Here is a 14,898-nt window from a genome sequence, read left to right on the forward strand (position 1 = left end):
CGTATCAAACATCCGGCGCCAGTTGGTAGATTTCTTTGAGGTTGCGGCCCAGGCCATCGTAATCGAGACCATAACCCACAACGAATTTATCCGGAATTTCAAAGCCCACGTGGGCAAGCGAGAGTGGGAATTTAGTAGCTTCCGACTTGTGCAGCAACGTTACAATGGCAAAAGAGCGGGGCTGCTGGTGATGAAGCTGGGGTAAAAACTCGTGTAGCGTTTTGCCGGTATCCACGATGTCTTCCAGGATGACCACATCGCGGTCGTACAAATCCTGGTCGAGACCGATAGCGGTGATCACCTGCCCAGTGGATTTGGTACCGCGGTATGAAGCCAGCTTGATAAAACAAATCTCCGACTCAACGGTGAGGTGCTTGAAAATGTCCGAAGCAAACATAAACGAGCCGTTCAGGATGGCAATAAAGAGAGGACGCCGGCCGGCATATTCCCGGTTAAGGGCATCGGCCAGTTCCCGCACTTTCTGCTGGATGGTTTCTTCGGATAAATAAATCGTAAAGGATTTATCGTGCAGTGTTACAATCGACATTTAGCGGGTTTTATTGATCTTGATTTGCTGTCCGATCTTCAGGTCGGTGGTCTCCATTTCGTTCCATTTCTTCACTTCATCTACACCCACTTCGTATTTCCGAGCAATGCTGTATACCGTGTCTTTGGGTTGCACCACGTGCATAATGGCCAGCGATGCTTTGGGTGCTTCTTTCGCTGTATAGGAGGATTCGGTTGAAACCGTTGTTGCCTGTACCCGCTCACCGGCCAGCCGGGGCATCGCAGGCGCCTTGTCTCTCAGGTACAGCTTTTCCCCTGCCAGTACCTGTACGTTGGCTGTAAGAAAATTGTAACGGAGCAGGCTTTCCAGGCGGATGCCTTCGGCCTGTGCTATCTGGTAAAGGGTTTCGCCGGCGGCCACAATGTGCGTGTCGTTTGCACCGGTTTTGCGTTTGCGCTGCAGGAAAAGCAGGCCATCCTCACGGGCGACATCCCCGTCCTGCAGGTCGTTGAACTCGAGCAGGCGGCCCAGGGAAATATTTTGTTCGGTGGCAACTTTCAGGTAAGACGTGCCTTTGGTAATGAAAATTACTTTGGTTTCATTGATGGTGAATACGCCAGCCGGGTAGTTATGTTTCACCGCCGGCACCTCGCTGTTCTTCGCCGTCACGGCACGCGGCTGTTCGGTTGAAGCTTTTGTCCAGGCCGGATCGTTTTCGTTGCGTTCTTTCTTGCCCAGAACAATCAGTGTATAATCCTGCAGGTTGTAGTCTTGAATCAGTTTGATCAGGATTTGCGGGTATTTCGGGTTGGTGGCATAACCCGCTTTTTTCAACCCGAAAGCCCAGGCCTCGTAATCGGTTGGGTCCAGCTTGAACAGGGCTGCATAAAAAGGGCGGTTGCGCAAAAAATCCGAATGGTCTTTGTAGGAAACAAACGGATCATCGTATTTGCGGAAACACTCGCCTTTAGCATCATCGTCGTGGTAAACTTTTTCACCATCCCATTCGGTTTTGCACTTGATGCCAAAATGGTTGTTGGATTTCAATACCAGGTCACTTGTACCGGCACCGGTTTCATGAATGCCCTGGGCCAGCGTAATGGCAGCCGGCACACCCGTGCGTGCCATCTCGGCCATCGCGATGTCTTTGAATTGAGCGATGTACGCTTCGATCTGCGCCCTGGATTGCGCAAACAGGGAGGAGCTGCATGTAGCAGCGAGGAGGAGCAGTGCCACTCGCAGTTTTTTCATGGATGTGTTTTCTTCTTATGGTTAAACAATGAACAGGTCAAAAGCAGAAACGATGTTGCTTATGTAAGAAACGCGTTTCCCAATTGACGTCTTTCGTTTGACGTTTAGGGCAGCTTTCGTATCAGGTACAGTCCGTCGCGCAGGGGAAGCATCACCATTTCCACATCGGTTCTTGCCTTGACCATTTTGTTGAAAGCCTCGATGGCCTTTGCATTTTTCCCCCTGACCGGCGTTTCCAGCACCTGACCATGAAAGAGCACATTGTCCGCTAAAATAAAACCGTTTGGTTTTACGAGCGGGAAAACTCGTTGAAAATAGTTGCTGTAATTCTCCTTGTCGGCATCAATAAAAACCAAATCCCACTGTTCGTCCAGTTCACCGACGATATCCAACGCATGACCGATATGTAAAATTATCTTTTCCTTATCATTACTTCGGTCAAAATAGCTTTTAGCCCTGGCGGCATCCTCGTCGCGGAGTTCGATCGTGTGCAACTGCCCGTCGGGCTGCAGGCCCTTTGCGAGGCAGAGAGCACTGTAACCAGTAAAGGTGCCGATCTCCAATATCCGTCGCGGCCGGATCATGCAACTCACCATCTCCAAAAACTTTCCCTGCAGGTGCCCGCTCAGCATGTGCGCATGCTGGTGATGCGTGTACGTATACTCCGCTACTTCATGCAGCAGCGCATCTTCAGGTGATGTGTAGTTTTCTGAATAGGCCTGCGCCTGTGGAAGTACGATGTCCATTATTGTTTTTCAACTTCAAAACTACGGTCGCTTTGATTCTCTTTTGCCAGCAATTGTTTGTCCGTTGGTTTTGAAACCAGCAGCAAACCCAAAAACACCAAAAGCCCATTGATGATGATGAGTTCCAGCCCGATCTCGAACTTGCCAAACAACTCCTTTTGAAACTTATCGAGGAAAAAGCACAGCAGCGGGGCCGTAAGGGCAATGTAGGGAACAGCCTTATCATTCACACGGCGATTGGTGAGAATGCCGAATGAAAACAGCCCCAGCAAAGGTCCATAGGTATACCCGGCCACTTTCAGGATCACACCGATCATACTGGGATTGTTGATCACTTTAAACATCAGCACAAACAGGAGAAAGACACCGGCAAACACAAGGTGAACGGTTTTGCGCACTTTGTTTTTCTGTTTATCGGTCCAGTCGCTTCTCCGTTTTAGTCCAAGAATGTCGATGCAAAACGAGGAAGTCAGCGCGGTGATGGCCCCGTCGGCACTGGGGAAAAGCGCCGAGATGAGCGCAATGATAAAAATAACGGAAATGATCGCCGGGATGCCGGTGCCGAGTGCAATGGTTGGAAAGATGCGGTCGGGCCTGGCAGTGATGCCGTTTTGCGAAGCGTAAAGGTAGAGCAGCCCACCGAGGAACAGAAACAGCAGCACCACCAATGCCTGGATGATGCCAAAGGTCAGCACGTTTTTCTGCGAGTCTTTCAACGTACGGACGCTGATGTTTTTCTGCATCATCTCCTGGTCCATGCCCGTCATCGTGATCGTAATAAAGGCCCCGGCCAGCAATTGCTTCAAGAAGAACAGGCTGCTGTTGGGGTCGGCAATGAACATGCGGGTGAATTGTGCCTGCTTCAACTGGTTAACGCCTTCGCCAAATCCGATGTTGAGGGTTTTCAAAATGTAGATCACGCAAATCACTAGACCGATCAGCATGCAACTGGTTTGCAGCATGTCGGTCCACACGATGGTTTTCACACCCCCTTCGTACGTATACAAAAGGATCATCAGCAGGATCACCAGCGTTGTCACCCAAAATGGTACGCCAAACGACGAAAGGATCGTATCCTGCAAAATGGCAACCACCAGGTACAGGCGGGCAGTGGCACCCAGTGTGCGGGACAGGATGAAAAACCCCGACCCGGTTTTGTACGAATAAAAGCCCATGCGGTTGCTCAGGTAATTGTAGATCGACGTCAGGTTGAGGCGATAGTAAAGCGGCAGCAGCACATACGCAATCACCACGTAGCCCAGTACATAGCCAATCACCACCTGGAAATACGTAAACCCTTCGAAGCCGCCGCCGGCAAAGGGCTTGCCCACCGCACCCGGCACACTCACGAAGGTGACGCCGCTCAGCGAAGTACCAATCATACCAAATGCCACCACCATCCAGTTGGAACTCTTGTTGCCGATGAAGAATGATTCGTTATTGGCGTTGCGGGAGGTAAAATAAGCGACCAACAGCAGCAAGGCAAAATACCCAATCACAAACGAAAACAGCAAAGCTGGCGACATAGATTATTTTTTTGTAAACCACCCGTTTCAAATGGGTCCGTTTTTTTGAAGATCGGAAAAATTGTTTTCCATTTGCGGCACAAAATACGAAGCGTGATGATTAAGAAACTGGCAATTTTCTGTGGCAGCAAAACGGGCAGGAATGAATTGTTCGAACAGGACGCAGTGGCACTGGCCGGAATTTTAGCACAGGAAAAGATTGAACTGATCTACGGAGGAGGCAAAAGCGGGCTGATGGGAGTCGTGGCTGATACGGTGATGAAAAGCGGCGGCATCGTGCGTGGCGTTATTCCGCAGGTGCTGGTCGAATGGGAACACCAGCACGATGCGATCAGCGAGTTGTTTGTGGTGGAGGACATGCATGTGCGCAAACGCAAGCTCTATGAACTGTGCGATGGCGCTGTCATTCTCCCCGGCGGGTTCGGAACGCTGGACGAACTTTTTGAGATCCTGACCTGGAACCAGCTTGCCATTCACGATAAAAAAATCTTTATCCTGAACACGGGCGGCTTTTACAACCACCTGTTTGCGCACATGCAAACGATGAGCGAAGAAGGTTTCCTCTATGGAAAACTGGAGGAAAAACTGATTCTGCTAAATACCCCTTCAGACCTGCTGCAACATTTGTAAAAACGCAGCGCAAAAAAGGTGCTAGGAAGACAACACTTCGTACACAAGAACAGACCATGGCTCAAGGGAAATCGTTTCGCCTGGCTGCAGGGTTTCTGGTCCGGCTGTATGACCAGCTTCCTGCAACTGCCACGACGCATCTCTTGAGTCGAGTTTTTTTACCGCCGTTTGCAATGTAATTGGCAGGGCGTACAAAAGTGGTTTGGCAGAAAGATTGAACAAACAAAAAAGGTTTTCGGTGCCGGCCACGCTTTGCCGTTGCAAAACAAATCCCCGCTCTTCCAACACATCGACCGCAACGCTGTCCTTGTTGAAATTTTTCAGTGCAGGATGTTCCCGTCGCAATTTCAGCAAGGCCGCATACCACTGCAGCACCACGCGGTGGTGTCCTTTGGCCCGTTCCTCCCACCGCAGTTTGGAGTCGTTGAATGTTTGCTCCGCCTGTGGATCGGGTGGCTCGGTGGTAAATCCATAGTCTTTGAATTCTTCTTTCCGCCCCTTGCGGACTGCTTTTACCAGGTCGGGATCGGAATGCGAGACAAAATAAAAAAACGGGCTGTCGTCGGCATATTCCTCTCCCATGAACAACAGGGGAATATAGGGCGAAAGAAGGATCGCGGCGGCGGCCAGCTTCACCCGTTCACCATCCACCAGCATGCACAAACGCTCACCGTTCACCCGGTTGCCTACCTGGTCGTGATTTTGGTTGAACACAACAAATTTCTCCCCCGGAACGCCGGCTGAAGACGCACCATGTTTGCGCTTGCGAAATTTGACCCACTCACCGCTGTGTACAAAACCATCCTTGTAGGCCTTGGCCACCTGTGGCAGTGAGCCAAAATCATAATAGCGGTCCTTGTCCTCTTCGTTCAGCAACACATACAGGGCATGGTGGAAATCATCGAGCCATTGCGCCGAGAAACCGTAACCGCCGTCCGCCGGATCTTTTACCACCCGAGGGCTGTTCAGGTCACTTTCTGCTATCAGGTGAAACGGACGACCTAGCTCAATTTCTTTTTCCCTGATCTTCTGGTGCACCAGTTCCCAAAAATGGACGGCGCCGTTGTCGTAAACCGCGTGGATAGCATCGCAACGAAGGCCATCGAGATGAAACTGTTCGAACCAGTAAACGGCATTGCCGGCAAAATATGCCCTTACCCCGTCGCTCCATTCGCCGTCAAAGTTGATGGCATCACCCCAGGGTGTGCAGTAACGGTTGGTGAAATAGGGACCGAACGATGAAAAATAATTTCCTTCCGGGCCCAGGTGGTTGTACACGACATCAAGAAAAACCGCAATGCCTTTTTGATGACAGGCATCCACCAGTTTTTTTAATCCATCCGGACCGCCGTAAGAGTGTTGCACCGCATAGGGAAACACGCCGTCATACCCCCAGTTACGGCATCCGGGAAACTGCGCCACCGGCATCAGTTCCAGTGCATTGATGCCAAGTGCTTTTAATTCGTCGAGCCTTGGTATCATCGCCTCAAATGTTCCCTCGGTTGTAAAGGTGCCCACATGCACTTCGTAAAGAACAAGATCTTCCATCGGCAGGCCTTGCCAGTCCGCGTCGTGCCAGGCAAAGGCCGCATGATCCACAACTTGCGAAGGACCGTGTACGCCGTCGGGCTGAAAACCGGAAGCCAGATCGGGAAAATCTCCTTCGTCATCAGGACGAAAAAAGTAACGGGCATCCGGTGGCAGGTCCGTAACCGAGACTCGCCAATAGCCCTGCTCGTCTTTTGTCATTGCCTGGTTCTCATCGGTTGGATAGACGAGATGAAGAATCATGCTTTCCTTAAGCGGTGCCCACACGGTAAAATCGGTGCGGTTATCTTTTCTTACAGAAAAAAGCGGTGGCGTTGTTTCGTTCACAAACAGGGTTATTTTAAAAATATCCGTCAAAAAATTCTCCCGGAGATATCATCTTGAAATGACATTTCCTGTTGCACGTGCTGCCGATCATTTTCAAGGCCCGGCGTATCATGTGTCGAGAGCGACAATAATCCCCTCGTCACCACCGAGATTGATCCGTTCGGATACGACTGTCCCTTCCAGTTCCATAGACGTGGACAAAACAACTGTTCCACTGACGTGACGGTGCTGGATATGCAGGTAACAAGGCCGGTGGCTCATGTTTAACACCACTAAAAACGATTTGGCAGAAGGTGCTTCGCGAATAAAGGCCATGGCCTGGTGATCTGCATAAACCGGGCTGAACGTACCTGTCATCAGTGCAGGTTCGCCCTGGCGGAGTTCAATGAGTCGCCGGTAAAGCGCCAGATGCGAGTAAGGATCGTCTTTCTGCTTTTCCACGTTCGTACGTTTAAAGGCTGCGTTTAGCCGAAGCCAGGGCCTTGCTGTAGAGAAGCCAGCCCAATCGCTCCTGTCCCACTGCATGGGTGTTCGCGACGGATCGCGACTGAGATTCTTGTCGGGCATGTTCAGCCCCTGCGGATCCTGCACTTCGTTGGGTGGAATTGGAACATCGACCATCCCGATTTCATCGCCGTAATAAATCGTCGGCGTGCCGCGCAGTGTCAGCAAAAGCATGGCGGCAATTTTCGACTGCTGAAGGCCGACACGGCTGGTAATCCGGGGCTGGTCGTGGTTACCCAAAACCCAGTTGGGCCAGGCACCGGCGGGCAATGCACCTTCGTATTCGGCAATTGCCCCCGCGATAAGCAAAGGTTCCCACGGAATGTTCAACAGCATGAAATTAAAGGGCAGGTGGGCGCCATTGTTTTGCGGACCGTAATACGTGATCAGTTTGTGAATGGGCAGGTAAATCTCGCCAATCATCATCCTGTCGCTGTACCCGTCGAGCACCCGGCGCATTTGCTGAACGATATCGTGTACTTCGGGTTGATCCGTGGAGTAAACCGGGAACAGTTTCTCGTAGGTTGCCTGGTGCGACTGGTAAGATGGGTTGATTGGATTATCGCGAAACTGGCCATCCTTGATCATATGCCACATTACATCCACCCGGAAACCATCCACGCCTTTATCCAGCCAAAATTTCATCACGTCGAACATGGCTTTTTGGACCTCCGGATTGCGCCAGTTCAGGTCGGGCTGCTCTTTGAGAAAAGCATGGTAGTAATACTGACCTGTCGCCTCATCCCACTCCCAGCCGCTGCCGCCAAAAACAGACAGCCAGTTGTTGGGCGGAGTACCGTCGTCACAGGCATCTTTCCAAATGTACCAGTCACGTTTGGGATTGTCGCGGGAAGAACGGGATTCTAAAAACCAGGGGTGCTGATCGGAGGTGTGATTCGGCACAAGATCCAAAATCAGTTTCATGCCCCGTGCATGCACCTGCCGGAGCAATTCGTCGAAATCCGGCATCGAACCAAAGATGGGATGAATGCCTGTATAGTCGGCGATGTCGTATCCAAAATCGGCCATAGGCGAAGGATAGATGGGCGATATCCAGATACCGTCGACGCCCAGCCACTGCAGGTAATCCAGCCGCTGCAGGATGCCCTTTAAATCGCCAATGCCATCTGCATTGCTATCCTGAAACGAACGGGGGTAAATCTGGTAGAGAATGCCTGTCTGCCACCAGGGATATGTTTGTTTTTCCACGATGTTTTTGTCTTAGTTGTGTGAACGAACGGATGTCTTGTCAATGAAGACATACCTGCATGCTTCCGTAAAATTTATGCCAAGCCAAAGCGGTCACGGCACCTGGCGGGATTGCCGGTTTGTGCAAACAGGATCGCCGAAGAGATGGAAATATTGGGAAAAGACCAGATCAGCGATTTACAGTTTACTTTCTCTCTTTGTCGTATCGTCTGCTTCGGCCTGATCGTTTGCATCGGGCAGGTCTTCGATATTACCCGCTTCTCGCAGGTAGGTTTCTGCCTCTTTGCCCAAAAGTTGTGATCTCCCGGGAGACGCAAAATTGTTTTCCTGCGGTGAAGGATTGCTGGCATTCCCGGTAGGAGCCGAAAGATTGTTCTCGTTTTGATTCGCCGGGGAATTATTGGTTTGCTCTGCGGGCATAGCACTGCGTTTGGTAAATGCCGGTAAATTCTATGCCATCAATCGACATCCAGGCAAACTACCTTGTGGTTTGCCTTCGCCTCTGTGAAAAAGATTATTTTCCGATACAAAACTTACTGAACACGTAATCCAGCAAGTCGTCGTTCGACACCTCGCCGGTGATCAAACCCAGGTAGTGCAGGCAACGCCGGATATCCAGTGCGAGCAAATCACCCGGAATATTGTTCACCAGGCCTTCCGCAACATCGGTCAAAGACGTGTAGACCTCCTGCAGTGCATGGTAATGCCGGGCATTGGTAACGATCACACTTTCGTTTTTTACTTTATCGTGCAACACGGTATCCACCATTCGTTCTTTCAATACTTCGAGGTGCAAACCCGATCTGGCGGAGACAAACAGGATACCGGCCACGTGAAGGAATTTTTGCCGCACGTCCGCTTCATCCAGCAGGTCCACTTTATTGGCCACCAGCAACGGGTGAATGGCCTGTGCCTGCATGTCGGCCACGGTCTTCTCCAATTCAGCCGGCGGGGTTTCGTTGACATCGAACAGGTAGAGCACCACATCCGCCTGTTTCATTTTTTCAAGGCTTCGTTCGATGCCAACTGATTCGATGACATCAGCGGCGTGGGCACGGATACCGGCCGTATCAATCAAACGGAACAGAATTCCATCAATATTGATCACTTCCTCGATCGTGTCTCTCGTCGTGCCGGGTATTTCGCTGACGATTGCTCTTTCTTCATTCAGCAAGGCATTCAGCAAGGTCGATTTACCAGCGTTGGGTTTTCCAATGATGGCAACACTTACACCGTTTTTGATCACGTTGCCCAACTGGAATGATTGCAGCAAAAGCTGCGTATGGTTCCGTGCATTGTGCACAAGGTTTCGCAACTGTGAGCGATCAGCAAACTCGACGTCTTCCTGCGAAAAATCCAGCTCCAGTTCAATTAATGCCGAAAACCGGACCAGTTGTTCACGCAGCTCTTTCAGCGAATGCGAAAAGCCTCCGCGAATATTGTTCAACGCCGTCCGGTGCGAGGCTTCCGTATTGCTGGCAATCAGATCGGCAACGGCTTCTGCCTGGGTAAGATCCAGCTTTCCATTCAGGAATGCACGCTGGGTAAATTCGCCGGGCTTGGCCAGCCGTGCACCGGTTTGCAGGCAGGCCTGGATGACCTGCTGGTGGATAAACGGCGAGCCGTGGCAACTGATCTCCACGATGTCTTCGCCGGTATACGAGCGGGGCGATTTGTAGAGCGAAACCACCACTTCGTCCAGTGTTTGTTCCTGGCTGCGCAGGTAACCCACATGCAGGGTATGCGAGGGTTGTGCGTGCAGGTCTTTCGAGGGGAACAGCGCATTCACCACGTCGATTGCCTTGTTGCCGCTCAGACGAATGATTCCCAAAGCGCCAATGCCTGGCGGCGTAGCCAGGGCTACAATCGTATCGTCCCATCCGGAAAGGTGTAAACTCATGGGCCAAAAGTAAGAAAGGACAGAGAGACCAACGGGCAACAAGCAATGGACAAATGATTAAGGACACCGCATGAACAAAGCTTTTCTTACAATGCAACAATCCATTTGGTTGCCGTTTGCCAATAAAAAACCCCCGCCGGAGGCAGGGGTTTCGTCATTCGTATGAAAAAGCTTATTGTTCCTGGATTACAAATGTAATTGGCTGTGTGTGGTAGGAACGCACCTTGCGGCCGTTCTGCTCACCCGGGCTCCATTTCGGACCCCTCTTTACCACTTCTACGGCACCTTGTGCCAGACCGCTACCCGGATCGTTCAGGGCTCTTACATCGGTGATGCTACCGTCTTTTTCCACGAGGAAGCGAACGTTAACGGTATAGGTACCGGGGTTCATGCCAGATGACGCAGCATCTTCAATGTAACGCTGCAATTGGCTTTCCAGGTGACGGCGCCATTGCGCCACGTTCACGCTGGCTTCGATTTCCACCTTTTCAAATACCTTGTTCTCGTCTTCCACGGGTTTGGTTTCAACCACCTGCGTACCCTTGTCCACTACCGGGGGCGCATTCAACAGACCTTCGTCTTTCGCACCTTCCTGGCTTTTCTCGGCTACCTGCACCTCCTCCAGTTTCTCAATCGGCGGAATTTCTTCCTGCCTTACTTCTTCGTCTTTCTTGATCACCGGTGGTGTAAACTTCGCCGTTTCCAGTTGCGGTGGCGGTGGAGCTTTTGGTGGCGGTGGTGGTGGCGGTGGTGGCGGCGGTGCTTCTTCCTGGATGTTTTGCACCACAACATCACGCACTTCTACCGTATCGTCTTTCTTCGAAGCCAGCGCACTCGACAGAAATGAAGCCAATACGATAGCCAACCCAATACCAGCAGTAATCACAAGCGCCAGTGTAATGCGCTTATTGTACTTTCTTCGCAACTCGTAGGCACCGTAATCTTTGTTCCGGTCCTCGAAAAGCAAATCCAGCAGATCGGCCTGTAAAATTTTATTTGCTTCCATTTTTTCGTTGTTTGTAATTAGATGCGACTTACTGACAGTTTCCACAAAAACTGTTCAATTTTTACTTGACCCCATTGCGTTGTTCGGTCAGTGTAATCGCTTGTTTTTCGGGTTCGGAAATATCAACAAGGGCGAAACGCTTGATGTTGTTGATGGTCATTTCATCCAGGATGTCCACCGTGTTTTTATAGGTGGCTTCCGCGTTTGGCTTGATCACCACAACCATGTCCTTGTCGGCCGAATCCTTTGCGTAACCGAGGCTTCTGCCCAACTGCATGACATCGGTTCTTTTCTTTTGAATGACGTTCCGAATGTCAGCATAGGTGGTGCTCATGAAATTTGAACCATCCGGCTTCAACTGTCCCTCGTAATAATAAACCCCATTGCTCTTTCCCATCAGGATGGTCAGGGCACCCGATTCTTTTACTTCGGTTTGGTTTTCCGGATTCTTTTCATCCTTCGGCATAATCAGGCGCATCGTGGTTGGTGTGCTCATCGTCGCTGTAAAGATGAAGAACGTAATAAGCAGGAAACCAAGGTCCACCATGGGTGTCATGTCAACACGGGTAGAAAGCTTTTTGGCTTTTTTCACCCCAGGCCCTTTCTTATGGCCACTATCGCCACCGCCGCTATCTATTGATGCCATATAAACTTGTTTTTAGGTGTTAAGATTGATCTTCTTTGCCGCCGGCTTCACGGATCTTGTACAATTCGCTTCCCACCGGAACGCCTCTCGGATCGGTGATCAGCTTGTATTTAAAGATCTGGTTGAAACGCAGCGCATCAATGACTCCTTTGAACTCAGGATACTTGGCGTTGTTATCGCCTTTGATCATGATGTCGACCGGGTGTCCCTGGAATGTCTGGCTAACGGCGCTCATCCAGCGGGAAAGCTCGTTATTGGCCGAATCGACAGGGATGCCTTTTTGCTTTACCTTATCCCATTCGTTAATGGGAAGAGCGAACAGGGCTTTCAATTCGTTCAACGGTGATCCCACCATTGAATTTTTGACAAACTTGTTCATCTCGTTATCGGAAAGTCCCAGTTTAGCATCGTTATTGAGCCGGCTGATAAAGTCCTTCTTCAAATTTTCATCTTCTTTCTTTGGAAGGTTCACACTCAGGTAAACCTTACCCGAAGAGTCAAACTGGATCATGATCGCATCTTTTTCTTCCAGCTTTTGCGAAGAAACAGACTTTGGCGTTGTGATCTTCAGTGGCTCCGGTGGTTTGAACTTGGTTGCCATGATAAAAAAAGACAGGATCAGGAAGGCGACGTCCACAAAGGGCGTCATATCCGTATCCGTGCTTTTTCTTGGCATTTTTACACTTGGCATATCTGAATATTTTGTATTGAGAGAAAAAAGGTTTGTTTATTCCACAAACAGGTCACTTCTTATTTGTATAAAGAAGCAAAAGACTGTGTTAAAGTGAAACCGCTTTCGTCAATACCATAAGTGATGCTGTCAATTCTTGTTGTGAAGACGTTGTACATGATCAGGGCCAGGGCCGATGTACCGATACCCAGGGCTGTGTTGTACAGGGCCTCGGAGATACCAACGGCCAGTTCGCCGGAGTTACCGCCACCACCTTCAGCACCAAGGGCAGAGAACGAACGGATCATACCCATTACCGTACCCAACAGGGCAACGAGGGTACCCACAGAGGTAATTGTCGACAGGAACACCAGGTTCTTTTGCAGCATGGGCAGTTCAAGTGCTGTTGCTTCTTCCACTTCCTGCTGGATAGAAGCCACTTTTTGCTCCAGGTTGAACTCGGTATTGGTTGTCATCTCTTTGTAACGACGCAAACCAGCCTTCATTACATTGGCTACAGAGCCGCGTTGCTTGTCGCACTCAGCCAGGGCAGCATCGATGTTGCGGTTGGCCAGGTGATACTGTACTCTGCGGATGAAATCAGAAATATTTCCTTTGCCGAGTGCCTTACTGATCGTGAGGAAACGCTCAATGGAAAATGTAATTACCATCAACAACATACCAATCAGAAGGGGAACGATGATACCACCTTCATAGATACCGTTCAAGGCGCCTTTGGGTCCTTTGTGACGAGGCCAAAAACCGCCAGCAGGATCGGGTGCGCTAAAACCGGCAGGGTTACCCAGAATGAAACGCCAGATCAAATAACCGGCAATGAGACAAATAATCGGCGCCAGCCAGGAGATTGCATTGCTTGATTTCTTCGCTTGAACGGATGTTGTCGCCTTCACTGTTGATGTTGCAGTCGGTCTAGACTCTGCCATGATTGTAAATTTTAGTTTTTGAAATTTTAAGAAAATATTGCGTTGTTGAATGCACAATTCTACTGAAAAAAATGAATTGATTGTTTACCCCGTTTTATTTTTTTATCTCCGAGCGGTTTCTTCCGGTAATCAAAGGTTGCTAAAGTTAAGAAGTTCAACAGTAAAATGCTTTTTTCTCTGCTAAAAATTCCGGCTTATTCATAGCGCAGAGCCTCGATGGGGTTTAGGTTTCCGGCTTTTACTGCGGGGTATATTCCTGCTGCAAATCCAACCCCTGAACAAAGAGCTATTCCATAAACGATCCAGTTCCAGGGAATCACAAAACGGGTTTGCAACAACACGCCAAATAAATTGCCCAGTGCAATGCCGGCACCTACGCCAATTAATGCCCCAACTAAACTGATCATCAATGCCTCCGTTAAAAACTGCCAGCGGATGCTGCTCTTCTTTGCCCCGATGGCTTTCAACAGCCCCACTTCTTTGGTTCGCTCCGCAACGGCCACCAGCATAATATTCATAAGCCCAATGGCTGCGCCGGTTAATGTTATCAGTCCAATTAATGTAACAGCCGCCGTCAGGTAACGTAAGCTGTTGATGGCTTTTTCGGCAATGCTATTGCTTCGTTCCAGCACAAAATTGGCCTCCTCGGTTACGGCCAGTTGGCGTACGGAGCGAAACAATCCTTCGGCTTCCCCCATCGCTTCTTCCACCCTTGTTACCTGCGGTGCCTTGATTCCAATGGAAAAAGAGCCATGCGAAAAGTTGCGCACGAGGTTTTTATACGGAACAATGACAATGTTGTCACGGCTAAAACCAAAAATGGCACCACGGCTTTTCAAGACGGCAATGACCCGGTACGGAACGCTTTGCACACGGACTTCATGTCCCACAGCGGCATCGACATTCGCTCCATACAATTTCGTTGCCACATCATATCCCAGTAAACACACACCGGCCCCTGCGCCTTCTTCCTGCCGCGTAAAATTCCGGCCAACTGCAATTTCATTCCCGTTCAGGATAAGATAATTCCCGTCGCCGCCAAAAACAGAAACGGTTGGATTGGTTTGCTTTGAAGAAGAGGCAACACTGTATACATTTCCGGCAGCACACGAAAAACCCACCAGCGCAGGATACGAAAACTGTTCACGGAAGGCTTCGGCCTGCTGCATGGTAATGGGCAAACCAAGGTTTGATTTTTTCTCCTGCCTGTCTCCTTTTCGTCGCACCTGCATTTCGCGTCTCCCGATGCGAAAGCCTCTTTCTTTTGAACGGATGGTAAACCCGTTGGCACCCATGGTGGAAAAACTCTCGGTCAGTTTTTGATTCATCGCCTCGATGGCCGTGATGATGCCCACCAAGGCCGTAATTCCTAACGCAATGATGGCAATGGTGATGGCGCTTCGAAGCTTGTTGCTGCGAATGGTGCGCAGGGAAAGCGAAAAAATATCGACCGGCTTCATGCTGTCCGAAGATAAGTTAGTGA

General features: G+C 50.1%; 14 protein-coding genes. 1 reads left to right on the plus strand and 13 read right to left on the minus strand.

The window, feature by feature from the left end:
- Positions 1-4: 4 nt before the first annotated feature.
- The 4 genes from hpt to D6024_RS00345 all read right to left on the minus strand — a co-directional run bounded on the left by hpt (position 5) and on the right by D6024_RS00345 (position 4,031).
- Positions 5-547 (minus strand): hypoxanthine phosphoribosyltransferase, encoded by a 543-nt coding sequence (gene hpt, locus D6024_RS00330; protein ID WP_121352120.1) that lies wholly within the window; start codon positions 545-547, stop codon positions 5-7.
- A complete protein-coding gene (locus D6024_RS00335; RefSeq protein WP_121352122.1) occupies positions 548-1,759 on the minus strand; it encodes a glucosaminidase domain-containing protein in 1,212 nt (403 codons plus the stop codon). It abuts the gene before it with no gap.
- 104 nt (positions 1,760-1,863) lie between these two features.
- Complete coding sequence (locus tag D6024_RS00340; RefSeq protein ID WP_121352124.1) at positions 1,864-2,505, minus strand: O-methyltransferase; 642 nt, start codon at positions 2,503-2,505, stop codon at positions 1,864-1,866.
- Positions 2,505-4,031, minus strand: a complete 1,527-nt coding sequence (locus tag D6024_RS00345) for a sodium:solute symporter (protein WP_121352126.1) — start codon at positions 4,029-4,031, stop codon at positions 2,505-2,507. The genes D6024_RS00340 and D6024_RS00345 overlap by 1 nt, the downstream gene beginning before the upstream one ends.
- Before the next feature lie 96 nt (positions 4,032-4,127).
- On the opposite strand from D6024_RS00345, the gene D6024_RS00350 reads away from it, so the two are divergent.
- Positions 4,128-4,661 carry an LOG family protein gene (locus D6024_RS00350; protein ID WP_240409939.1) on the plus strand — a complete coding sequence of 178 codons (534 nt, stop codon included), beginning with the start codon at positions 4,128-4,130 and terminating at the stop codon, positions 4,659-4,661.
- A gap of 21 nt (positions 4,662-4,682) precedes the next feature.
- Here D6024_RS00350 and treZ read toward each other — a convergent pair whose 3' ends face one another.
- From treZ to D6024_RS00395, 9 genes are all read right to left on the minus strand, one after another.
- The gene (treZ, locus tag D6024_RS00355; protein ID WP_205573200.1) at positions 4,683-6,536 is read right to left on the minus strand and encodes a malto-oligosyltrehalose trehalohydrolase; all 1,854 of its coding nucleotides are present in this window, start codon (positions 6,534-6,536) and stop codon (positions 4,683-4,685) included.
- A 108-nt stretch (positions 6,537-6,644) separates the two neighbouring features.
- Positions 6,645-8,249 (minus strand): alpha-amylase family glycosyl hydrolase, encoded by a 1,605-nt coding sequence (locus D6024_RS00360; protein WP_205573201.1) that lies wholly within the window; start codon positions 8,247-8,249, stop codon positions 6,645-6,647.
- Between the two features lie 177 nt (positions 8,250-8,426).
- On the minus strand, positions 8,427-8,669 hold the full coding sequence (locus D6024_RS00365) for a hypothetical protein (protein WP_121352129.1): 243 nt from the start codon (positions 8,667-8,669) through the stop codon (positions 8,427-8,429).
- 94 nt (positions 8,670-8,763) lie between these two features.
- Positions 8,764-10,149, minus strand: coding sequence for a tRNA uridine-5-carboxymethylaminomethyl(34) synthesis GTPase MnmE (mnmE, locus tag D6024_RS00370; protein ID WP_121352131.1), 1,386 nt, complete (start codon positions 10,147-10,149; stop codon positions 8,764-8,766).
- Between the two features lie 172 nt (positions 10,150-10,321).
- On the minus strand, positions 10,322-11,155 hold the full coding sequence (locus D6024_RS00375; RefSeq protein WP_121352133.1) for an energy transducer TonB: 834 nt from the start codon (positions 11,153-11,155) through the stop codon (positions 10,322-10,324).
- Between the two features lie 61 nt (positions 11,156-11,216).
- Positions 11,217-11,801, minus strand: a complete 585-nt coding sequence (locus tag D6024_RS00380; RefSeq protein WP_121352134.1) for an ExbD/TolR family protein — start codon at positions 11,799-11,801, stop codon at positions 11,217-11,219.
- A 19-nt stretch (positions 11,802-11,820) separates the two neighbouring features.
- Positions 11,821-12,492 carry an ExbD/TolR family protein gene (locus tag D6024_RS00385; RefSeq protein ID WP_121352136.1) on the minus strand — a complete coding sequence of 224 codons (672 nt, stop codon included), beginning with the start codon at positions 12,490-12,492 and terminating at the stop codon, positions 11,821-11,823.
- Positions 12,493-12,551: 59 nt separating this feature from the next.
- The gene (locus D6024_RS00390; protein WP_121352138.1) at positions 12,552-13,415 is read right to left on the minus strand and encodes a MotA/TolQ/ExbB proton channel family protein; all 864 of its coding nucleotides are present in this window, start codon (positions 13,413-13,415) and stop codon (positions 12,552-12,554) included.
- A gap of 194 nt (positions 13,416-13,609) precedes the next feature.
- A complete protein-coding gene (locus D6024_RS00395) occupies positions 13,610-14,875 on the minus strand; it encodes an ABC transporter permease (RefSeq protein ID WP_121352140.1) in 1,266 nt (421 codons plus the stop codon).
- Positions 14,876-14,898: the final 23 nt, after the last annotated feature.

Origin of the sequence: Flavisolibacter nicotianae (assembly GCF_003628535.1) — a bacterium.
GTDB classification, from domain to species: domain Bacteria; phylum Bacteroidota; class Bacteroidia; order Chitinophagales; family Chitinophagaceae; genus Flavisolibacter; species Flavisolibacter nicotianae.

What these genes read in the sequence shown, in the direction of transcription:
- hpt (WP_121352120.1), bottom strand. Translation starts at nt 547, where the DNA reads ATGTCGATTGTAACACTGCACGATAAATCCTTTACGATTTATTTATCC.
- D6024_RS00335 (WP_121352122.1), bottom strand. Translation starts at nt 1,759, where the DNA reads ATGAAAAAACTGCGAGTGGCACTGCTCCTCCTCGCTGCTACATGCAGC.
- D6024_RS00340 (WP_121352124.1), bottom strand. Translation starts at nt 2,505, where the DNA reads ATGGACATCGTACTTCCACAGGCGCAGGCCTATTCAGAAAACTACACA.
- D6024_RS00345 (WP_121352126.1), bottom strand. Translation starts at nt 4,031, where the DNA reads ATGTCGCCAGCTTTGCTGTTTTCGTTTGTGATTGGGTATTTTGCCTTG.
- D6024_RS00350 (WP_240409939.1), top strand. Translation starts at nt 4,128, where the DNA reads ATGATTAAGAAACTGGCAATTTTCTGTGGCAGCAAAACGGGCAGGAAT.
- D6024_RS00365 (WP_121352129.1), bottom strand. Translation starts at nt 8,669, where the DNA reads ATGCCCGCAGAGCAAACCAATAATTCCCCGGCGAATCAAAACGAGAAC.
- mnmE (WP_121352131.1), bottom strand. Translation starts at nt 10,149, where the DNA reads ATGAGTTTACACCTTTCCGGATGGGACGATACGATTGTAGCCCTGGCT.
- D6024_RS00375 (WP_121352133.1), bottom strand. Translation starts at nt 11,155, where the DNA reads ATGGAAGCAAATAAAATTTTACAGGCCGATCTGCTGGATTTGCTTTTC.
- D6024_RS00380 (WP_121352134.1), bottom strand. Translation starts at nt 11,801, where the DNA reads ATGGCATCAATAGATAGCGGCGGTGGCGATAGTGGCCATAAGAAAGGG.
- D6024_RS00385 (WP_121352136.1), bottom strand. Translation starts at nt 12,492, where the DNA reads ATGCCAAGTGTAAAAATGCCAAGAAAAAGCACGGATACGGATATGACG.
- D6024_RS00390 (WP_121352138.1), bottom strand. Translation starts at nt 13,415, where the DNA reads ATGGCAGAGTCTAGACCGACTGCAACATCAACAGTGAAGGCGACAACA.
- D6024_RS00395 (WP_121352140.1), bottom strand. Translation starts at nt 14,875, where the DNA reads ATGAAGCCGGTCGATATTTTTTCGCTTTCCCTGCGCACCATTCGCAGC.